The 20,533-nt window shown below is 59.6% G+C and carries 18 protein-coding genes; 3 read left to right on the forward strand and 15 right to left on the reverse strand.

What is annotated here, in order from left to right; translation table 11 throughout:
- The first annotated feature begins 19 nt into the window (after window positions 1–19).
- The 3 genes from JOE32_RS25010 to leuA all read left to right on the forward strand — a co-directional run bounded on the left by JOE32_RS25010 (window position 20) and on the right by leuA (window position 6,006).
- Window positions 20–1,411, forward strand: a complete 1,392-nt coding sequence (locus tag JOE32_RS25010; protein WP_245229020.1) for a DUF6543 domain-containing protein — start codon at window positions 20–22, stop codon at window positions 1,409–1,411.
- Entirely contained in the window at window positions 1,408–3,954 is a 2,547-nt protein-coding gene (locus JOE32_RS25015) for a membrane-targeted effector domain-containing toxin (RefSeq protein WP_245229021.1), read from the forward strand. Before JOE32_RS25010 ends, JOE32_RS25015 begins: the two co-directional genes overlap by 4 nt.
- Before the next feature lie 372 nt (window positions 3,955–4,326).
- Window positions 4,327–6,006 (forward strand): 2-isopropylmalate synthase, encoded by a 1,680-nt coding sequence (gene leuA / locus JOE32_RS12515; RefSeq protein ID WP_209984536.1) that lies wholly within the window; start codon window positions 4,327–4,329, stop codon window positions 6,004–6,006.
- 162 nt (window positions 6,007–6,168) lie between these two features.
- On the opposite strand, the gene JOE32_RS12520 is transcribed toward leuA, so the two are convergent.
- From JOE32_RS12520 to hscB, 15 genes are all read right to left on the reverse strand, one after another.
- The gene (locus tag JOE32_RS12520) at window positions 6,169–6,960 is read right to left on the reverse strand and encodes an amidohydrolase (protein WP_209984539.1); all 792 of its coding nucleotides are present in this window, start codon (window positions 6,958–6,960) and stop codon (window positions 6,169–6,171) included.
- Window positions 6,948–8,096 (reverse strand): pyridoxal phosphate-dependent aminotransferase, encoded by a 1,149-nt coding sequence (locus JOE32_RS12525; RefSeq protein WP_209984542.1) that lies wholly within the window; start codon window positions 8,094–8,096, stop codon window positions 6,948–6,950. Before JOE32_RS12525 ends, JOE32_RS12520 begins: the two co-directional genes overlap by 13 nt.
- Before the next feature lie 124 nt (window positions 8,097–8,220).
- Window positions 8,221–9,690, reverse strand: a complete 1,470-nt coding sequence (gene der, locus JOE32_RS12530) for a ribosome biogenesis GTPase Der (RefSeq protein ID WP_209984545.1) — start codon at window positions 9,688–9,690, stop codon at window positions 8,221–8,223.
- A gap of 134 nt (window positions 9,691–9,824) precedes the next feature.
- Window positions 9,825–10,976 (reverse strand): outer membrane protein assembly factor BamB, encoded by a 1,152-nt coding sequence (bamB, locus tag JOE32_RS12535; protein WP_209984548.1) that lies wholly within the window; start codon window positions 10,974–10,976, stop codon window positions 9,825–9,827.
- Complete coding sequence (locus tag JOE32_RS12540) at window positions 10,969–11,610, reverse strand: tetratricopeptide repeat protein (RefSeq protein WP_209984551.1); 642 nt, start codon at window positions 11,608–11,610, stop codon at window positions 10,969–10,971. Before JOE32_RS12540 ends, bamB begins: the two co-directional genes overlap by 8 nt.
- Before the next feature lie 42 nt (window positions 11,611–11,652).
- A complete protein-coding gene (gene hisS, locus JOE32_RS12545) occupies window positions 11,653–12,942 on the reverse strand; it encodes a histidine--tRNA ligase (protein ID WP_209984552.1) in 1,290 nt (429 codons plus the stop codon).
- Between the two features lie 23 nt (window positions 12,943–12,965).
- Window positions 12,966–14,075 carry a flavodoxin-dependent (E)-4-hydroxy-3-methylbut-2-enyl-diphosphate synthase gene (gene ispG / locus JOE32_RS12550; RefSeq protein ID WP_209984557.1) on the reverse strand — a complete coding sequence of 370 codons (1,110 nt, stop codon included), beginning with the start codon at window positions 14,073–14,075 and terminating at the stop codon, window positions 12,966–12,968.
- 2 nt (window positions 14,076–14,077) lie between these two features.
- Window positions 14,078–15,064: a RodZ family helix-turn-helix domain-containing protein gene (locus JOE32_RS12555; RefSeq protein WP_209984560.1), complete on the reverse strand. Its 987-nt coding sequence runs from the start codon at window positions 15,062–15,064 to the stop codon at window positions 14,078–14,080.
- Window positions 15,064–15,822: a type IV pilus biogenesis/stability protein PilW gene (gene pilW / locus JOE32_RS12560; protein WP_209984563.1), complete on the reverse strand. Its 759-nt coding sequence runs from the start codon at window positions 15,820–15,822 to the stop codon at window positions 15,064–15,066. Before pilW ends, JOE32_RS12555 begins: the two co-directional genes overlap by 1 nt.
- A 12-nt stretch (window positions 15,823–15,834) precedes the next feature.
- Window positions 15,835–16,983, reverse strand: coding sequence for a 23S rRNA (adenine(2503)-C(2))-methyltransferase RlmN (gene rlmN, locus JOE32_RS12565; protein WP_003238464.1), 1,149 nt, complete (start codon window positions 16,981–16,983; stop codon window positions 15,835–15,837).
- Window positions 16,984–17,012: 29 nt separating this feature from the next.
- Complete coding sequence (gene ndk, locus JOE32_RS12570; RefSeq protein ID WP_003175956.1) at window positions 17,013–17,438, reverse strand: nucleoside-diphosphate kinase; 426 nt, start codon at window positions 17,436–17,438, stop codon at window positions 17,013–17,015.
- Window positions 17,439–17,529: 91 nt separating this feature from the next.
- On the reverse strand, window positions 17,530–17,730 hold the full coding sequence (iscX, locus tag JOE32_RS12575; protein ID WP_209984567.1) for a Fe-S cluster assembly protein IscX: 201 nt from the start codon (window positions 17,728–17,730) through the stop codon (window positions 17,530–17,532).
- A 14-nt stretch (window positions 17,731–17,744) separates the two neighbouring features.
- On the reverse strand, window positions 17,745–18,086 hold the full coding sequence (fdx, locus tag JOE32_RS12580; protein WP_209984570.1) for an ISC system 2Fe-2S type ferredoxin: 342 nt from the start codon (window positions 18,084–18,086) through the stop codon (window positions 17,745–17,747).
- 3 nt (window positions 18,087–18,089) lie between these two features.
- Window positions 18,090–19,952 (reverse strand): Fe-S protein assembly chaperone HscA, encoded by a 1,863-nt coding sequence (hscA, locus tag JOE32_RS12585; protein WP_209984574.1) that lies wholly within the window; start codon window positions 19,950–19,952, stop codon window positions 18,090–18,092.
- A 53-nt stretch (window positions 19,953–20,005) separates the two neighbouring features.
- Window positions 20,006–20,527, reverse strand: coding sequence for a co-chaperone HscB (hscB, locus tag JOE32_RS12590; protein ID WP_169896443.1), 522 nt, complete (start codon window positions 20,525–20,527; stop codon window positions 20,006–20,008).
- Window positions 20,528–20,533 lie beyond the last annotated feature (6 nt).

Genomic DNA, 20,533 nt, shown 5'->3' on the forward strand with positions numbered 1-20,533 from the left:
ATCCGTAGAGCCAGCGAGCTTGTCCAACGAGTTCTCAAGACACTTCAAAGTCGGACCCGTCGAGTTTCTCACCTCTGAATACGACAATCTCAGCCTCAAGATGGCCCGACTGCAAGAAAAACAGCCTGCATTCAGAGACTTCGTAAACGCTCAGATTAAACAGGCATTTCCCCAGCTCACATCCTTTGATCCCTCCACCATGTCGTTCGAGCGATCCAGACTGGCCGATGACGGCAGCACATCCGTTGCAGTGTCCAAAGAATCGCTTCTGGATGCACTGACACGGGCGATTCAGGAAATCTACGCCTACCCGGATAAAAACTTTATCGACGAGCCAGGCGTCACATCGCGATTCATGCTCAAGACGGCGCCGACCGAAGCCGCCCGGTCCGTCACCGCCGCTGATTCACTGCACACAATAGCCAGGCGTATTGCGACCCAGTTCCCAGAAACCGTGAAAAACTTCTGGACCCAACCGAATCCAACAGAAATCCTCAAAGACGCACCCCAGGATCAGTTGCTGTCATTACACAAGGAACAGCTGTCAACCCTGGCGGCACTGGGCGAACAGGATGGCTATCTGAGTTCGCAAGCCAAACGCCTGGTGGATACCGGACTCCAGTACCCCACGCGTGAAGAACGCAGCCAGGCGTTCGCGCCAGAATCAAGGCCAGGCGTCTACCCGCTCTTGATCAATGACAACAGCGCCAGCGGTGCACGCTTGGCGGGGGCATGGCTAGTCACCAGCAAGGAAGGTTCTGCACCTGGGAACGACGATGGGCCTGTGGTGCTGTGCACGCCAAGTGAGGGCCTCGAACCCTTCGAGAACAGCGCTCAAGCGTTCCAGGCGCTGGCTCAACGGTTGAATGCACGGGGCACAGCCGCAACCCTGCTCGTAGAGGGTCTGCCTCTGTCGGCACAAAAGACTCACAGCCCTTTAAAGGGCCAGGACCTGATTGCAAGCCTTGTCCCCATTGAGGGCGACGTGATTGCCGATGCGTTTACCCAATTGCTGAAGCGCCAGGCCGATGCGGTTCAAGCGACCCTCATGCAGACCCTCTACCCGGAAAACCAGATCCTGCACCCGACGCCTCTGCAAGACGCCGATATAGGCGCGGCTATCGATGAAGCGGCAGACTGGTCAGCGCATTTTGATGGCAACAACGCAATGCTCGCCCGTTACGAACGACTGGCCGACAAAAAACAGCCGCAGTGGCTAAAAAGTCTCACGCCGGTTCAGATCCGGGGTTATCAGTATCTTGAACGTGTAGAGCAAAAGAGCGTTGGGAGGCTGGCGCCGATGCTCGAAAAAATCCCCGCGCTGCATCAGTTCGCCAACCAGCAATTAAACCTGGCCCTGCAAAAAAACACCCTGGGGCGACCGTCGACGCCCAGAAGACAAAAGTTGTGACTACGACGAAGTCGCGCATTCATACACGCTTCAGACACGGAGCGTACACCCCGGCCGACTACAAAACCGAGGAGGTATCGTTAACCGACCTGTCACTGAAAAACCCGACGGCATTTCCCGCAGGCGACAGCAACCAGCACGTCCAGGACACTCTGCAAGCCAAGCTTCTTGATGCCCAAGGCAAGCCGGTGCAGGACCGTGACGGCAACCCCATCGTGCTGAAAACCGCAGAACTCCTGGCATTGGTGGAAGACGCGGATGTAGGGGGCAAATACCTCGACATGCTCCACTCGCAATTGGCACCGGATGCCAGCAACGGTGAGCCGCATAAATTGCGCTCAGCATGGAAACACGCCCTGCGCAGCACCATGAACAAGCATGCCTATCTGGCAAAATTGAGCCCAACGGCCTATTCGGCTTCAGAAACAGACAGCGCGGGCAAACCACTGGCGCCCCAGTGGGTCAGGGCAGTGATCGATCATCCCGACCCGGCCACACGCCCGAAGGTCGATGGGAAAACCATCATCGCCAACACGATGTCGTTCTACGGCGCTCCAGTTCAGGGCGTCACCGTGATCAGCGACCACAGCCACTTATCTCGAGTCTTGTACAGTCCCGATGCGCCTGACGGCATAGCATGGCGCGCGCTGGCCAGCCAGCAGGAGCTGGAGACATTGATGAGTAAACCAGAGTGGCAAGCCTACTCGCGCGCGCGCGTCAACTCGACACCGCTGGAGTCGCTACAAAAAACGATTGAAGACTATCGCAACAAAAAAATCATCGCCACCCTGGAAAACGCCCAGAAAGCGCTTGAACCGAAAATCGCCTATCTAAGACCCGTTGAGGGGGATCTTCGAGATGCAATGTACCAGCAAGTGTCGGATATCCTGATCAAGAACGCCGATTTGAGCTCGGTCAGCAATGCCGAGGTGGCCAAGGAATCGCGTTATAACAAAGTGATGTTTGGCATCGAACTGGCGGGGGTCTTTCTGGACCTGGTGCCGGTCATTGGCAAAGGGGTCTCGACAGCTTCCAGGCTGACGAAAGCAGCGATTAAGATAATGCGGATGCCGGGAAACTCTCTTAGAAAAACCCTCAGCAAACCCGGCCATCTGTCCAGAGCATTCTCCGACTTCACCGTCGTTGCCACCGGCCAACGTATTCCCACCAGTCCGATTTCACGTCCCGTGTTCAAGCCATACGCGCAGGCGCAAACCCTGACGCCTGGCACAGGCGCCCCGGCAGTGCCGTCCGGCCGGGCTACGCGGGTAATTCCTGCGCCGTCAAACAGCGCCGTTGCAAATCAAGTTCAGTTGAACGTGCCCTCAACGTCTGCCGGCGCGGGCAAACTAACGGTGGCCATCAGCGGCAACCAGACACGGCCGCCGCGCCTGCCGGACTTCAGTCAGCACGCCGCCCCGCAAAGCGTACTTGATGGAGCAAAACGAGCGGATGGCACGTTTCAAGTCGGCGACGACTTCTATATTCCTTTCACTGACGGTACTGGCGTGGAGCGCGCTTATAAAATCAGCCCGATCTATAAGCTTGAAGGCGGCTCAGTCAGAGCTATCGATGCAATTTCCGGAAAACAATTCGCTTCTCTGGTATCCACCGGCACAGGAGAATGGAGGCTCAATAAACTGAAAGGTGGAGAAACCGATCTGCCCCTGGACGATTATATGGACAGGATATTGAAGGGCGAAGCAGCAAATGACTTCGACGATCCGGCCGACATCAACAGGCTGACGGAATGGTTCAGGCGTGACATGGATGAATTTTATGACTCTTTTTTCGCCAGGCAACCGGCACCACGCCCGGCAATAGAGCCCGTCAGTGTCGACATAGCCGCAAGTGAACTGATTAAAAACACGCTTTCCCGTCCTGATGTCAACGGCTGGGTGATAGGGGAACCCCATGATCAAGTCGCGAGCCTGGATTTTTTGGTCACCAATATGGAGCACTTCAAAAACGCTGGGGTTACCACGCTTTATCTGGAGAACGCTTATTTCCTGGAACGTTCGCCTACACTTGCCGGCACAGCTTACACAGCAGACGACGCGCACTACCTGTTCCCGCGCCATCTCACTGATAAATACCGCAACAATGCGCTGAGCATGACCGATGTACTGGCAGCGGCGGATAAACATGGCCTCAAGGTGATCGGGCTTGAACACGCCGAGTTGACCGTGCACAGACGCGATTTTGAGGCCAACCTCCAAAGAGAAAACTCTTCTATTGATCGTCTGGAAGAACTCAACTACTTCGCTACTAAATTGATCGAAAAAACGCCCAAAGGAGAGAAGTGGGTAGCGCTGGTCGGCAACAATCATACGAACACTTACGTTGACGACTATACCGGAGGCGCCGTCCCTGGTATCGCGGAGCTTACAGGCGGGTTGGGCGTTTCAGTACGTGACGCGGCCAAAGGAGCCGGCAGCACTACCAGGGTGCCTGCACATACCCACGACTTTACTGAAGAGATGGAGTTATGGGGAGGGGACGTGCAGATTGAACACACTGTGGATAAGTACCTGAAGGCATAACGTATGGAGGGTTCGGGAAGGTGCGCCATGGCGCCCTTCCCTTTCGCTTGCAATTAAAATTGCGACCGCAGAATACTTGCCGCAAAAAAAGATCAATAAAATACAAAAAACAGCTTTAAAGCATCACAAAAAAGCAAATAAAGAGTAATTCCATCAATTTTTTTCACCGACTTGCCATCTTTCACCCCCGCGGTTAGGGTTGAGCACATGAAAACCTCTCACACCCTCATTCAGCTCCGCCAGCACCGCAGCCTGTGCCTTGTCAGCGCACGACTGCCAGGCTGAATCGATCTGCCTCGTCCAAAGCTTTATTCCCAATAACAGTTTCACGGCAGGCCGCCTTTTTTCGGCCCCTCAACCAAGGATTTCCCGATGAGCATGCTCAAAGACCCGTCTTCGAAATACCGCGCGTTCCCGACCATCGATATTCCGGATCGTACCTGGCCGTCGAAAACCATCACCAGCGCGCCGATCTGGTGCAGTTCCGACCTGCGTGATGGCAACCAGTCGCTGATCGAGCCGATGGACGCCGCCAAGAAACTGCGCTTCTGGAAGACCCTGGTGGCCGTCGGCGTGAAGGAAATCGAAGCCTCGTTCCCGGCCGCTTCGCAAACCGACTTCGACTTCGTGCGCACCCTGATCGAGGACAACCACATCCCGGAGGACACTACCATCCAGGTGCTGACCCAGGGCCGTGAAGACTTGATCGCACGCACCTTCGAATCCCTGCGCGGCGCAAAAAAGGCCATCGTGCACTTGTATAACGCCACGTCGCCGTCGTTTCGCCGCATCGTGTTCAACCAGGACAAGGACGGCATCAAGGCCATCGCGGTCAACGCGGCCAAGCTGTTCGTCAAATACGCCGCGCAGCAGCCGGAAACCCAGTGGACCTTCGAATATTCGCCGGAAACCTTCAGCGCCACCGAGCTGGAGTTCGCCAAGGAAGTCTGTGACGCCGTGATCGAGGTGTGGAACCCGACGCCCGCGCACAAGATGATTCTCAACCTGCCGGCCACCGTCGAGTGCGCCACGCCGAACATCTATGCCGACCAGATCGAGTGGTTCGGTCGCCATATCAATCGCCGTGACAGCGTGATCATCAGCCTGCACACCCACAACGACCGTGGCACCGGCGTGGCCGCCACCGAGCTGGGCCTGATGGCCGGCGCCGACCGTGTCGAAGGCTGCCTGTTCGGCAACGGCGAGCGCACCGGCAATGTCGACCTGGTCACCGTGGCCCTGAACATGTACACCCAGGGCCTCGACCCGCAGTTGGACTTCTCCGACATCGACGGCGTGCGCAAGGTCGTCGAGGAGTGCAACCAGATCCAGGTGCACCCACGTCATCCGTATGTAGGCGACCTGGTGCACACCGCGTTCTCCGGCTCGCACCAGGACGCGATCCGCAAGGGGTTTACCCAGCAGAAAGACGATGCCTTGTGGGAAGTGCCGTACCTGCCGATCGACCCGGCCGATATCGGCCGCAGCTACGAGGCGGTGATCCGCGTGAACAGCCAGTCGGGCAAGGGCGGTATCGCCTACCTGCTGGAGCAGGAATACGACATCAGCCTGCCGCGCCGCATGCAGATCGAGTTCAGCCAGGTGGTACAGGCCGAAACCGACCGCGTGGGCCTGGAGATGACCGCGCCGCAGATCTACGCGTTGCTGCAACGGGAATACCTGCAGGCCAACACCCCGTACGCGCTGGTCAGCCATCGCCTGCAGGAAGAGAACGGCAACAGTTATGTCGAGGTGGAAGTCTCGGGCAAGGGTCAGGGCGAAACCAACCTGCACTGGAAAGGCAAAGGCAATGGCGCACTGGAAGCCCTGGTGGCCGGCCTGCCGATTGGTGTGGAGATCATGGATTACAACGAACACGCGATTGGCGCGGGCACCCATGCCAAGGCGGCGGCTTACATTGAGCTGCGAGTGAACGGGGAGCGTCCGGTGCATGGGGTGGGGATTGATGAAAACATCACCACCGCCAGCTTCAAGGCGTTGTTCAGTGCGTTGAACCGCTCGCTGAGCCAACAGGCAGCGAAAGCGGCGTAACGCCTATCGCTGAAATGCAAAAGGCCCCTGGGTGAGAACTCAGGGGCTTTTTGTTGGGCTTTATATTTGTGGTGTCGGTGAGGGCCTCATCGGGGGCAAGCCCCCTCCCACATTTGGAATGCATTTCCCTGTGGGAGGGGGCTTGCTCCCGATAGCGGTGTATCAGACAAACTGAAAGCGATCGGCATCCAGGTTCGCCGGGAATTTGGTGCGATACGCCGCCAATTCCGCCGCATCCAGGCACACCTGAAACACCCCGTCCGCCTCCCCTGCACTCAGCAAGGTCTCGCCCTGGAAGTCCAGCACCTGGCTGTCACCGGTGTAGCCAAAACCTTTGCCATCCGTACCCACCCGATTCACCGCCGCCACGTAGCACAGGTTCTCGATGGCCCGCGCCGGTAGCAGACGGTTCCAGTGCTGACGCCGCGCGCCCGGCCAGTTGGCGGTGTACAGCAGCAGGTCGGTGTCCTGGGCATCACGGCTCCACACCGGAAAGCGCAGGTCGTAACAAATCAACGGACGAATGCGCCAGCCCTTGCAGTCGAACTGCACCTGGCGTTCGCCCGGGGTGTAGTGGTCGTGTTCGCCGGCCATGCGGAACAGATGGCGCTTGTCGTAGTGCAGCACCTCACCATCGGGCCGCGCCCACAGCAGGCGGTTGCGATGGCTGCCGTCGGCCGCCCGGATGATCACGCTGCCGGTGATGACCGCAGCGTACTTTCTGGCCTGGGCCTGGAGCCAGCGGTGGGTGGGGCCGCTTTCCGGCTCGGCAAGGGTGTGCGATTCCATCGAGAAACCGGTGGTGAACATTTCCGGCAACACAATCAGGTCGGCACCCTTGGCCTGCTCCAGCAACAGCTCGAAATGGTCAAGGTTGGCCTGGCGGTCGTGCCAGGCCAGGCTGGTCTGGACCAGAGCGATGTTCAGGTCCGGCAATGCAGTCAGATCACGCATAGTTTTTCGGCTGCTTGTTGCAGCGTTTCCTCGCGTTTGGCAAAGCACAGGCGCACCAGGCGCTGGCCTTGAGGTGGGTGCTGGTAGAACACCGAGATGGGAATGCTCGCCACGCCGTGTTCGCGGGTCATCCACAGCGACATGGCGACGTCATCCAGGTCCGGACGAATCTGTGAGTAATCCACCAGTTGAAAGTAGGTGCCGGCCACCCGAGTGAAACTCAAGCGCGACGGCGCCAGCAAGTCACAGAACAGATCGCGCTTGGCCTGGTAGAACGCCGGCAGTTCGTCAACGTGCTCCGGGTGGGCGGCCATGAAGTCAGCCAGCGCGAACTGCAACGGGGTGACGCAGCAGAAATTGACGTACTGGTGCACCTTGCGCAATTCGGCCGTCAGCGCGGGTGGCGCGACGACGTAGCCGGTTTTCCAGCCGGTGACGTGGTAGGTCTTGCCGAAGGAACTGACGACAAAGGCGCGCGAGTACAGCTCTGCATGGGCCAGCACGCTGACATGGGGCACGCCATCGAACACCAGGTGCTCGTAGACCTCGTCGCTGAGCAGGTAGATATCGCGATCACGGATCAGGTCGGCCAATTGGTCCAGCTCGGCGCGGCTGATCAGTGCGCCAGTAGGGTTGTGCGGCGTGTTGAGGACGATCATGCGCGTGCGCGGTGACAGTGCCGCCTTGATCTTCTCGAAGTCCAGCGCGAAGCCTTGCAGGCTCAGTTGCACATGCACGCAACGGCCACCGGCCAGTTCCACCGAAGGTGCGTAGCTGTCGTAGCAGGGATCGAAGATGATCACTTCATCGCCCCGACGAACCACCGCCTGGATCGCGCAGAAAATCGCCGCGGTGGCCCCCGGAGTAATGGTCACTTCATTGTCGGGATCGACCGAAACGCCATAGCTGCGGGCGATCTTCGCTGCCACTTGCTGGCGCAGGGCCGGCAAGCCGGTCATCGGTGAATACTGGTTATGCCCGTTGGCAACGTGTTGGCCCACCGCATCGAGCAACGCTTGCGGGCCGTTGAAGTCGGGGAAACCCTGGGACAGGTTGAGCGCGCCGGTTTCGGCAGCCAGTTGCGACATCGTGGTGAAAATGGTGGTGCCGACGTTCGGCAACTTGCTGGTGATCATGGAAGCCCCCTTCGGGTGAGCTGCCAGTTTTAAGCTGCAAGCTGCAAGCAGGTCAAGCAAGCAAACCGTCAGGCACAAAAAAGGGCTCCAAAGGAGCCCTCTCTCGCCACCACTCAACGCTGCGTTATTTCTTGTCGCGGCGCTTTTTGTCGGCTTTTTTGTGATGAGTCATCAAACGACGCTTCTTGTTCACCTGACGGTCCGTCAGCGTGTTCTTGTTGCCTTCGTATGGGTTCTCGCCGCCCTTGAACTCGATACGAATCGGCGTACCGACCAGCTTCAAGACACGACGGTAGGTGTTTTCCAGGTAACGCACGTAAGACTTGGGCACCTTCTCGATCTGGTTACCGTGGATCACGATAATCGGCGGGTTGGCACCACCCAAGTGGGCGTAACGCAGTTTGATCCGGCGGTTGTTGACCATCGGCGGCGCGTGCTCGCCCACCGCATCTTCCAGGATCTGGGTGAGGCGGTTGGTGGGCCAGCGGGTGACGGCGGACTTGAACGAGTTCTGCACGGACGCGTAGAGGTTGCCCACGCCAGTGCCGTGCAGGGCCGAGATAAAGTGGATATCGGCGAACTCGACGAAGAACAGCCGACGCTGCAGCTCGATCTTGACGAAGTCGCGCTCGCTGGGCGTCATACCGTCCCACTTGTTGATCGCGATCACCAATGCCCGACCGGCCTCCAGGGCAAAGCCCAGCAGGTTGAGGTCGTGGTCCACCACGCCTTCGCGGGCGTCCATCACGAAGATCACCACGTTGGCGTCCTTGATGGCTTGCAGGGTTTTCACCACGGAGAACTTTTCAACTTCCTCGTGGATCTTGCCGCGCTTGCGCACACCGGCGGTGTCGATCAGCGTGTACTTTTCGTCATTACGCTCGAACGGGATGTAGATGCTGTCGCGGGTGGTGCCGGGTTGGTCGTAGACGATGACCCGGTCTTCACCGAGCATGCGGTTGACCAGGGTCGACTTGCCCACGTTAGGGCGGCCGATGATGGCAATCTTGATACCGTCTTTTTCACTCGGGCCCGGAATGCGCTTGGCTTCCTCACCTTCGCCGACGATCTCTTCTTCGCCCTCTTCTTCCCCGTCGTCATCCTTCGGGAAGTCGCGCAGAGCGATTTCCAGCATCTGGGTGATGCCGCGACCGTGGGCACCGGCGACCGGGATCGCGTCGCCCAGGCCCATCGGGCTGAATTCAGCGCGGGCGGCCTCAGGATCGATGTTGTCGATCTTGTTGGCGATCAGATAGGAACGCTTGTTGCGCTTGCGCAAGTGCTCGCCAATCATCTGGTCGGCAGCGGTGTAGCCCGCGCGGGCGTCCACCAGGAACAACACGACATCGGCTTCTTCAATGGCCAGCAGCGACTGCTCGGCCATCTTTTCGTCCATGCCATGCTCGTCACCGGAGATACCACCGGTGTCGACAATAATGTAGGAGCGCCCCTGCCACTTTGCCTCACCGTATTGGCGATCACGGGTCAGACCGGACAAGTCGCCGACGATGGCGTCGCGAGTCCTGGTCAGGCGGTTGAACAAGGTGGACTTGCCGACGTTAGGTCGGCCCACCAGGGCGATTACGGGAACCATGCGGCTCTCCACTTCGTTATTTCAGAAAATACAAAAGCCGCTGCAAGGCAGCGGCTGGTGCTCGGGGCAGCATCGTCAGATGCCGCATGCCCCGCCGAAGCGGGGCCGCCTGGGTGTTACCCCAAGCATGATTCTTACTTGATGGTCAGGGCTTCCAGCTTGCCGCTGTTGCCAAACACATAAAGCATGTTACCCACGACCAGCGGACGTGCACGCAGGCCGTCGCTGTCAATACGCTCACGACCTACGAAACGACCATCCACCTGGCTCAACAGATGCAGGTAGCCTTCAAAGTCGCCCACCGCCACGTAGCTGGAGAACACTTCCGGTGCCGACAGTTGACGGCGAGCCAGCGAATCGTTGCTCCACAGCGCGGTGGTGGATCGCTCGTCGACACTTTCAACGGTGCCGGACGCCAGGCTTACGTAGACGCTGCCAAACCCTTGGGCGACACCGGCGTAGCTGGAAGCATCACGCTGCCAGTTGACGCGACCGCTCTGCAGGTCCAGTGCGGCCACACGGCCCTGGTAAGTGGCGACGTAGAGGGTTTCACCCGACAGCAGCAAGCCGCCGTCGATGTCCACTACGCGATCCAGCTCGGAACGACCTTGCGGGATGGCCACTCGAGTTTCCCAGGCCGGCACGCCGTTCTGGGTGTTCAGGGCGACCACTTTACCGGTCGACAGGCCTGCAACGGCCAGATTGTTAGTGACAATCGGACCACTGGTGCCGCGCAGGGTCAGTACCGCCGGCGTGCTGTCATACAACCAGCGCTGCTCGCCGGTGCTGGCGTCCAGGCCGATCACCCGATCATCCTGGGTCTGCACCACGACGATATCGCCGTTGGTGGCAGGCGGTGCGAGCACTTCGCTGGTCACGCGAGCGCGCCATTTCTCTTCACCGGTGCTGGAATCCAGCGCCACGACTTCGCCTTTGAGCGTGCCGAGCATGACCATGCCATAACCCACACCGACGGCGCCGGACACAGGCAACTCAAGGTCTTTTTTCCACTTCACGTCGCCGGTCATGCGATCCATGGACACGACCACGCCGGTCACGTCAGCGGCCACAATGTTTTCGCCGTCAATTGCCGGCACCAACATGTTGTAGGTGTCGCCCTGGCCGTCACCGATGGAGCGGCTCCACTGCTTCTGCAAAACCACTTCTTCCTTGAAGGTGGTCAGCTCGGCCGGAGGCAGTTCTTTTTTACTATTGCTGCTGCAACCCGCGGCCAGAATGGCCAGAGCCAGCAATGCTGCATGTTTCCAACGGATCACGTCACGCATCCCCTTTGGCCAAGTCGTCGAGCTTGATTTGTAAGCCACCGACCGCCGCTTCATCAGACAGCGCAGCCTTGGCCTTCTTGTACGCAGCATTGGCTTCGTCGGTACGACCCAATTGGACCAGGAGGTCGCCCTTGAGCTCTTCGCGAGTGGCTATAAATGCCTTGTCCGCATCGCCGTCGAGCAGTTTGAGTGCTTCGTCGGCCTTGTTCTGTGCCGCCAGTACCTGAGCCAGGCGCTGACGGGCGATTTCACCCAGAGTCGGGTTGGTCGGTTTGTCGGCGATGGCCTTCAGTTCAACCGCAGCATCGTCCAGCTTGCCGGTATCGACCGCCACCTTGGCGACGAACAGGCTACCGTATTGAGCGTAGGTGGTGCCGCCAAATTCGCTTTTCAGCTTGCCGGCCAGGTCTGCAACCTGAGCCGGGTCAGGCTTGCCGTCCGGCGTCAGCGTGGTTTCCAGCAACTGCTGATACAGAACCGAGGCGCCCTGGGACTGGTTGGCCTGATATTTGTGCCAGGCCTGCCAGCCGAACACCACCACCAAAGCGAGCAGACCGCCAGTAACCAGAGGCTTGCCGTTACGCTGCCACCAGTCCTTGAACTCGGTCATTTGATCATCATCAATACTCGACACCCCAATACTCCTTAAATCGCTAAATTCGGCTGTTCGACAGCTTCAACCCTGCACAACGCAGGTGGCCAGGTGCGCGGCGAGCGCATCAAAGGCAATGTTCTGTTGCTCGCCCTGGCCACGCAGGGGTTTGAAACCTATCACTTGCTGGGCCAGCTCGTCATCGCCGAGGATCAGCGCATACAGCGCACCGCTCTTGTCGGCCTTCTTGAATTGGCTCTTGAAGCTGCCTGCGCCGGCATTGATCTGCAGGCGCAGGTTTGGCAGTTGGTCACGCACCTGTTCGCTCAAGGCCAGGGCTGCCAGTTCGGCGGCCTCGCCAAAGGCGCACAGGTACACGTCGACTTGCCGGGCGATTTCTTCCGGGACCTGCTCCAGGGTTTCCAGCAGCAGGATCAGGCGCTCGATGCCCATGGCGAAGCCTACGCCGGTGGTGGGCTTGCCGCCCATTTGCTCGACCAGCCCGTCGTAACGGCCGCCCGCGCACACGGTGCCCTGGGCGCCAAGCTTGTCGGTGACCCACTCGAACACCGTCTTGCTGTAGTAATCGAGGCCGCGCACCAGTTTAGGATTGATGACGTAGGGAATCCCGGCGGCATCCAGACGCGCCCTGAGGCCGTCGAAATGCACGCGGGATTCGTCGTCCAGGTAGTCGGCCATCTTCGGCGCGTCTACCAGCACGGCCTGGGTGTCGGCGTTCTTGGTATCAAGCACGCGCAACGGGTTGGTTTTCAGACGGCGCTGGCTGTCTTCGTCCAGTTTATCCAGATGGGCGGACAGGTACTCGACCAGGGCTTCGCGGTAGCGGCCCCGGGACTCACTGGTGCCCAGGCTGTTGAGTTCGAGCTTGACCGCGTCACGGATGCCCAACTGGCCCCACAGGCGCCAGGTCATCACGATCAGCTCGGCGTCGATGTCCGGGCCGTCAAGGTTGAACACCTCAAGACCAATCTGGTGGAACTGGCGATAACGGCCTTTCTGTGGACGCTCGTGACGGAACATCGGGCCGATGTACCACAACTTCTGCGGCTGACCGCCACCGGTGAGGCCGTGCTCGAGCACCGCACGCACGCAGGCGGCAGTGCCTTCCGGACGCAGGGTCAGGGAGTCGCCGTTACGGTCTGCGAAGGTGTACATCTCTTTTTCGACGATGTCGGTCACTTCACCGATGGAGCGCTTGAACAGCTCGGTGAACTCGACGATCGGCATGCGGATCTGTTTGTAGCCGTAGTTATCCAACAGGCGCGCGACCGTGCTTTCGAAGTAACGCCACAATGGCGTCTGCTCCGGCAGGATGTCGTTCATGCCACGAATGGCTTGCAGAGACTTGCTCACATCAAATCCTTAAATTCGTTCAATCAGCCGCGAGCGATCAGCGCTGCGTCAGCGGCGACCTTTTCGGCCGCTCTCTCGCGGATCAGCTTCTCCAACTGGTCCACCAGATTGTCATTCGTCAATTTCTGCGACGGCTTGCCGTCGATGTAAATCAGGTTCGGCGTACCACCGGTAAGGCCGACATGCGCCTCCTTGGCCTCGCCCGGCCCGTTGACCACGCAGCCGATCACCGCAACATCCAGCGGCACCAGCAGGTCTTCGAGGCGCAACTCCAGGTCGTTCATGGTTTTCACCACGTCGAAGTTCTGCCGCGAGCAGCTCGGGCAGGCAATGAAGTTGATGCCACGGGAACGCAAACGCAGGGATTTGAGAATGTCGTAACCGACCTTCACCTCCTCTACGGGGTCTGCCGCCAGGGAGATGCGGATAGTGTCGCCGATCCCTTCGGCGAGCAGCATACCGAGACCCACCGCAGATTTCACTGTGCCTGAGCGCAGACCGCCCGCTTCCGTGATACCCAGGTGCAGCGGTTGTACGATTTCCTTGGCCAGCAGGCGGTAGGCTTCTACCGCCATGAACACATCGGAAGCCTTTACGCTGACCTTGAAGTCCTGGAAATTCAGGCGTTCGAGGTGTTCAACGTGGCGCAGCGCCGACTCGACCAGCGCCGCCGGGGTGGGCTCGCCGTATTTCTTTTGCAGGTCTTTTTCCAGGGAACCGGCGTTGACGCCGATGCGGATCGGAATGCCGCGATCACGGGCAGCATCCACCACGGCGCGCACGCGGTCTTCGCGACCGATGTTGCCCGGGTTGATGCGCAGGCAGTCCACACCGAGTTCGGCCACGCGCAGCGCGATTTTGTAGTCGAAGTGAATGTCGGCAACCAGCGGCACCTTGACCAGTTGCTTGATGCGGCCGAAGGCTTCGGCGGCGTCCATGTCCGGCACGGAAACGCGTACGATGTCGACGCCGGCTGCTTCCAGACGGTTGATCTGGGCCACGGTGGCGGCCACATCATTGGTGTCGCTGTTGGTCATGCTCTGTACGGCAATGGGGGCATCGCCGCCCACGGGTACGGAGCCGACCCAGATCTTGCGCGATACGCGACGTTTGATTGGAGATTCGCCGTGCATGACTATTGTCCCAACTTGAGGCGAGCGGTCTCGCCACTGGTGAACGGCGCCACGTCCACAGGCTGGCCGTTGTAGACCACTTGCGCGCCACGGGCATAGCCCAGACGCAGCGTCAGAGGAGGCTTGCCGCCCTGGTCAAGCGTGTCGCCCTTGCGCTTGAGGCCGCTGAACAGCACTTTGCCGTTGCCATCGGTGACTTGCGTCCAGCAGTCGGCGATGAAGGTAACCTGTACGTGCCCGTCACCGGCGATCAAAGCGGGGGTCGTAGGGGCCGAAATAGCGGGAGTTGCTGGCGTAACCGGAGCCGTGGTCGCCGGTGCCTGGGCAGGAGCGGCCGGCGTGTGGGCCTGGGCGGCGGGCGCAGCCGGAGTGGTAGGCGCAGGCACAGCAGCGGTTGCAGCCGGGGAGGTTTGCGCCGCCGGCTGCTCGTTGGCTGGCGGCGTTTCAGGCGCGGTCTGGCTTTGCACAACGGCCTGGTCTTCGGGCTCATCCAGCGGATGAATCTGGGTGGTGCCGTCGGCGCTTTCGACTTCGACGTGCTCCATGGCGTTGCTGGTCATGTCCTTGGTGCGCTGGGCCGCCTGGTCCTGCCACCAGACAAAACCACCGCCGATCACCGCGATCAGCAGCAGCAGGCTGACAATCCGCAAAATCGTGTGGGAGACCCGCGTCGGCTCTTCGATACGCCCCAGACCATGGACGTTGCTGCCCTGGGAGTCGGTGCCGGTGAACTGATCGAACTGCTGGACCAGCACGGTTTGATCGATGCCGAGCAACTTGGCATAAGCACGGATATAACCCCGGGCAAAGGTGTGCCCCGGCAGCTTGTCAAACGCGCCGGCCTCAAGGTTGCCCAGGGACGTGGCCGTCAAATTGAGCTTGAGGGCCACTTCCGCCAGCGACCAACCATTGCTTTCGCGGGCCTGACGCAAGGTGTCGCCTGGGTTTACGCGATTAGCTGCTACAACTTCCGGGTGCGCCGCTTTCATCATTGCTCCGACAGGTATTGCTGATATTCCGGCGTACCGGGATAGAGTCGTTCGAGTTGCTGGCCAAAACGTGCGGCCGTGTCGCGTTCTTCATGAACCGTCGCCAGGCGCGCACCGAGCAATAGACTACGTGCATTTTGCCCGCTGAGCAGGCTAAAACGCTCGTAATAGTCACGTGCCGGCACATAATGCCTGTCTTCGTAGGACAACTCAGCCATTTCGAGCAATGCGCGAGGCTGGTGACCGTTCAGGTGCAGGGCTTTTGCCAATTGCTGGCGCGCCAAATCGCGCTGCCCGAGGTGCATCGAGGTGACCCCAAGGTTCTCGAATACCCGCGAACGTTCCGGATACAGGGTATCGGTGCTGGCTTGCTGGAAATAACGGGCGGCCTGGGCATAACGTTTCTGCTCGAACAGGAAGCTGCCGTAGTTGTTCAAAAGCCGGGGATCAGCAGGCCGCGCGGACAGCGCCTTGGTAAAATACCGGTCGGCCAGTTCAGGCTCGGCCTGAGCCTTGAACACCAATGCCAACGCTGCATTGGCATCGGCGTCATCGCTATCCAGCTCAAGGGCCTTTTTCAACGGCACCTTGGCCTGCTCGCTCATGCCTTGCTGCAGGTAACCCAGGCCCAACTGCACATACGCCACTCGCGCCTCGTCACGGCCTTTGTCTGTTTGCAAGGGGCTGTCATGGCCCGATGAAACACAACCGGCCGCAAGACCGGTAAACAGTAACAGCAGCGCAAGGCGCAAGGGCATAGAGATCCTCTCTCAGATTCGATTCACAGCGATTTGCGGCAGATCGTCGGCGGCATTCAATTCACGCACGGCGATGTAACGTTCGCTGCGGCGGGTGCGGTCCATCACCTGCCCTACCAATTGGCCACAGGCGGCGTCGATGTCTTCACCACGGGTGGTGCGCACGGTGACGTTGTAGCCGGCCTGGTGCAGTTGATCCTGAAAACGGCGGATGGCGTTGTTGCTCGGCCGCTCGTAGCCGGAATGTGGAAACGGGTTAAACGGAATCAGGTTGATCTTGCACGGGGTGTTCTTGAGCAACTCGATCATCTCGACGGCGTGTTCGACCTTGTCGTTGATGTCCTTGAGCATGGTGTACTCAATGGTCAGCACGCGTTTCTCGCCCAGGGTCGCCATGTAACGCTGGCAGGATTCGAGCAGCATCTTAAGCGGATACTTCTTGTTGATTGGCACCAATTGGTTACGCAATGCGTCATTGGGCGCGTGCAGCGACAACGCCAGAGAGACGTCGATGTGCTTGGCCAGCTCATCGATCATCGGTACCACGCCGGAGGTCGACAGGGTTACACGGCGCTTGGAGATGCCGTAGCCCAGGTCGTCCATCATCAGGTGCATGGCCGCAATCACGTTATCGAAGTTCAGCAGCGGCTCACCCATGCCCATCATCACCACGTTGGTGATGGCACGGTCGACAGTTGCCGGGACGCTGCCAAAGGATTTGTTGGCAATCCATACCTGGCCGATAACTTCGGCGGCGGTGAGGTTGCTGTTGAAGCCTTGCTTGCCGGTGGAGCAGAAACTGCAGTCCAGGGCACAGCCTGCCTGGGACGAAACGCACAAGGTGCCGCGCTTGCCCTGGGGGATGTAAACGGTCTCGACGCAGCTGCCGGACGCCACGCGCACCACCCATTTACGGGTGCCGTCGCTGGAGATGTCCTCGCTGACCACTTCCGGACCACGAACCTCGGCAATGGCCTTGAGCTTGTCGCGCAGGGCCTTGCTGACGTTCGTCATGGCGTCGAAATCATCGACGCCAAAGTGGTGAATCCATTTCATTACCTGACCGGCACGGAAACGCTTCTCCCCGATTGAGTCGAAGAATTTCTCCATTTCCGGCTGAGTCAGACCCAGCAGGTTGGTTTTAACAGTCGATGTCGTCATGGATTCACCCTCACTCTTTAAGCCGATGCTTAGCGAGCGGTTACTTCAGTAGCTGCGAAAAAGTACGAAATTTCGCGAGCAGCAGCGGCTTCGGAGTCCGAACCGTGTACGGCGTTGGCGTCGATGGACTCAGCGAAATCAGCACGGATGGTGCCGGCAGCCGCTTCTTTAGGGTTGGTGGCGCCCATCAGCTCACGGTTCAGAGCGATGGCGTTTTCGCCTTCCAGAACCTGAACAACAACAGGACCGGAGATCATGAAAGCAACCAGGTCGCCGAAGAAACCACGAGCGCTGTGCTCAGCGTAGAAGCCTTCAGCTTCGGCTTTGGACAGTTGCTTGAGTTTCGAAGCTACAACCTTCAGGCCGGCTTTTTCGAAACGAGTGGTGATCTCGCCGATGACGTTTTTTGCAACAGCGTCAGGCTTGATGATGGAGAAAGTACGTTGAACAGCCATGGTGTAACTCCAGAAACGGTAATTTACGAAAAATTAAACCCGCGAATTATACGCGGGTTATCAGGTATTGCCTAACTGCGTAAAAGGCAACTCAGTCTGCTTCTTCGATCCACAGGCCTTGAATCGCCTCTAAGACCTTTTCGCCACCCCGGTCCGGGATGTCGTCAAAATCCGGCAGCTCCATTACGAGATTGCGCAGCTTGACGAAGTTCACCGTAAGAGGATTGACCTCAGGATAGGCTTCGGCAAGTTGTATAGCGATTTCTTGTACATCAACCCATTTCAGGCTCATGACATTTCCTTGAATCAATGCGGCGCTTCGGCTGCATGGTTGAGGGAATATTTCGGAATTTCGACAGTGATGTCTTCAGTCCCGACCTTGGCCTGGCAGCTCAGGCGCGAATGCGCTTCCAGGCCCCAGGCACGGTCAAGAAAATCCTCTTCCAGCTCGTCCGCTTCTTCCAGGGAGTTGAACCCTTCGCGGATGATGCAGTGACAGGTGGTGCAGGCGCAGACACCGCCGCAGGCGCTTTCGATCTCGATGTGGTTGTCATGGGCAACGTCGAGGATGGACTTGCCGGTCTCAGCCTCAACAACCATACCGTCCGGGCAATGCTCGGCGTGTGGCAGAAAAATGACCTGCGGCATTAATTATTCCTCGATTTCATTCAGGTTGCGGCCCGCCAGGGCGGCTTTTACCGACTGGTCCATGCGGCGGGCGGCGAAGGCGTCGGTCACTTGCGACAGACGCTTGGTCTGCTGCTCGATGGCATAGCCATCGGTGCCTTTCATCAGTTCGGCCAGTTCCTGCATCTGCAAGTCGATGACCATGCGCTCCTCGGCGTCCAGCAGGCGCTCGCCGTCAGCCTCAAGGGCGCCCTGCACTGCTTCGAGCAGGCGCTGAGCGTCGACTTGCTGCTCACGCAACACGCGGGCGACCTTGTCGTCACCGGCGTATTGGAACGAGTCCTTGAGCATTTTGGCAATTTCGCCGTCGGTGAGGCCGTAGGATGGCTTGACCTGGATGCTGGCTTCAACGCCCGAGCCGAGTTCACGCGCAGCCACACTGAGCAAACCATCGGCGTCGACCTGGAAGGTCACGCGGATTTTCGCTGCGCCGGCGACCATCGCTGGAATGCCGCGCAACTCGAAGCGTGCCAGGGAGCGGCAGTCGCTGATCAGTTCACGCTCGCCTTGCAGCACATGAATCATCATGGCCGTCTGGCCGTCTTTGTACGTGGTGAAGTCCTGGGCGCGGGCGACGGGGATAGTGGTGTTGCGCGGAATCACCTTCTCCATCAGACCGCCCATGGTTTCCAGCCCAAGGGACAACGGAATCACGTCGAGCAGCAGCAGTTCGCCACCCTCGCGTTTGTTGCCGGCCAGAGTGTCGGCCTGAATCGCCGCGCCAATGGCGACCACCTGATCCGGATCGATTTCGGTAAGGGGCTGACGGCCAAATGCTTCGGCCACCGCATCACGCACACGCGGTACGCGAGTCGAACCGCCAACCATGACCACCGCCACCACCTCTTCCAGCTCGATGCCGGAATCGCGCACCGCGCGACGGCAGGCCTTGAGGCTACGCGCAACCATCGGCTCGATCAGCGCATCGAAGGCTTCGCGGGTCAGTTGGGCCGACCAGTTGCCGTAGGACACTTCAACAGAGGCAGCATCCGTCAGCGCTTCCTTGGCTGCACAGGCGGTTTGCAGCAGGTTACGCTGCGCGCCCGGATCCAGGTCGGCGGACAAGCCGGCGCTGGTGATAATCCAGCCCGCGATGGCGTGGTCGAAGTCATCGCCGCCCAGGGCGCTGTCGCCACCGGTGGCGAGCACTTCAAACACACCGCCGGTCAGGCGCAGAATGGAAATATCGAAGGTGCCGCCGCCCAGGTCGTAGATCGCGACCAGGCCTTCGGCGTGCTGATCGAGGCCATACGCCACGGCGGCTGCGGTCGGCTCGTTAAGCAGGCGCAGCACGTTGAGGCCGGCAAGTTTCGCCGCGTCCTTGGTGGCCTGCCGCTGAGCGTCGTCGAAATACGCCGGAACGGTAATCACCGCGCCGACCAGCTCGCCGCCCAAGGTGGTTTCCGCGCGCTGGCGCAGCACCTTGAGAATATCGGCGGACACTTCCACCGGGCTTTTAGGGCCCTGCACGGTGTCGATGAACGGCATATGGGATTCACCGCCGACAAAGCGGTACGGCAGTTGCTCACCCAGTTGCTTGACGTCGGACAGGCCACGCCCCATCAGGCGCTTGACCGACAGCACGGTATTCAACGGATCGGTGGAGGCCGCCAGCTTGGCCGACTCGCCCACTTCGGTACGGTCTGCGTGATAACGCACAGCGGACGGCAGGATCACCTTGCCATCAGCGTCGGGCAGCGGCTCGGACAGGCCGCTGCGCAGGGCGGCGACCAGGGAATTGGTGGTGCCCAGGTCAATCCCCACCGCCAGGCGACGCTGGTGCGGTTGGGGGCTTTGGCCGGGTTCGGCGATTTGCAGTAGAGCCATGGTAATCAGGTCTTATCTGTCTATCAGGCGTGCATCACGGGCAGCACACTGGGTTAATCGTCGAGGCGCTCTTCAAGCTGGCGCACTTCGTAGGTGAGCTTGTCGAGGAACTGCATGCGCCGCATCAGGCGTTCGGCCTGTTCACGTTGCGCTGCATCATCCCAACAGGCTGCGAAGCTTTCGTTGAGCTCTTCCTGGGCCGCCTTCAGCCGACGCTTGAAGACCGCGACACCCGCCACATCGGCTTCGTCCTGCAGATCTTCGAGTTCTTCGCGCCACTGCATCTGCTGCATCAGGAAGTCCGGGTCGTGCACCGTGACTTCAAGGGGCAGCTCGCCACCGTTCATCGCGAGCAGGTAGCGCGCGCGTTTCGCAGGGCTCTTGAGCGTCTGATAGGCCTCGTTGAGGCTGGCCGATTGCTCCAGCGCCTGACGTTGCTCGCGCTCGGAAGCGTCAGCAAAGCGGTCCGGATGCACCCCACGCGCCAATTCTCGGTAGCGCGTGGCAAGCTGCTCGAGGTTCAGTCGAAAGCTCGGCTGCAGCTCGAATAAAGCGAAATGACAAGGAGTGCCCACAAGTAG

The organism is Pseudomonas sp. PvP025 (genome assembly GCF_017832155.1).
Classification (GTDB): Bacteria; Pseudomonadota; Gammaproteobacteria; order Pseudomonadales; family Pseudomonadaceae; genus Aquipseudomonas.

Excerpts from the sequence above, each read along its gene's own strand:
- leuA (WP_209984536.1), top strand. The coding sequence starts at position 4,327 with ATGAGCATGCTCAAAGACCCGTCTTCGAAATACCGCGCGTTCCCGACC.
- hscA (WP_209984574.1), bottom strand. The coding sequence starts at position 19,952 with ATGGCTCTACTGCAAATCGCCGAACCCGGCCAAAGCCCCCAACCGCAC.
- fdx (WP_209984570.1), bottom strand. The coding sequence starts at position 18,086 with ATGCCGCAGGTCATTTTTCTGCCACACGCCGAGCATTGCCCGGACGGT.
- der (WP_209984545.1), bottom strand. The coding sequence starts at position 9,690 with ATGGTTCCCGTAATCGCCCTGGTGGGCCGACCTAACGTCGGCAAGTCC.
- bamB (WP_209984548.1), bottom strand. The coding sequence starts at position 10,976 with ATGCGTGACGTGATCCGTTGGAAACATGCAGCATTGCTGGCTCTGGCC.
- ispG (WP_209984557.1), bottom strand. The coding sequence starts at position 14,075 with ATGCACGGCGAATCTCCAATCAAACGTCGCGTATCGCGCAAGATCTGG.
- pilW (WP_209984563.1), bottom strand. The coding sequence starts at position 15,822 with ATGCCCTTGCGCCTTGCGCTGCTGTTACTGTTTACCGGTCTTGCGGCC.
- JOE32_RS12525 (WP_209984542.1), bottom strand. The coding sequence starts at position 8,096 with ATGATCACCAGCAAGTTGCCGAACGTCGGCACCACCATTTTCACCACG.
- JOE32_RS12555 (WP_209984560.1), bottom strand. The coding sequence starts at position 15,064 with ATGAAAGCGGCGCACCCGGAAGTTGTAGCAGCTAATCGCGTAAACCCA.
- JOE32_RS12520 (WP_209984539.1), bottom strand. The coding sequence starts at position 6,960 with ATGCGTGATCTGACTGCATTGCCGGACCTGAACATCGCTCTGGTCCAG.
- rlmN (WP_003238464.1), bottom strand. The coding sequence starts at position 16,983 with ATGACGACATCGACTGTTAAAACCAACCTGCTGGGTCTGACTCAGCCG.
- ndk (WP_003175956.1), bottom strand. The coding sequence starts at position 17,438 with ATGGCTGTTCAACGTACTTTCTCCATCATCAAGCCTGACGCTGTTGCA.
- iscX (WP_209984567.1), bottom strand. The coding sequence starts at position 17,730 with ATGAGCCTGAAATGGGTTGATGTACAAGAAATCGCTATACAACTTGCC.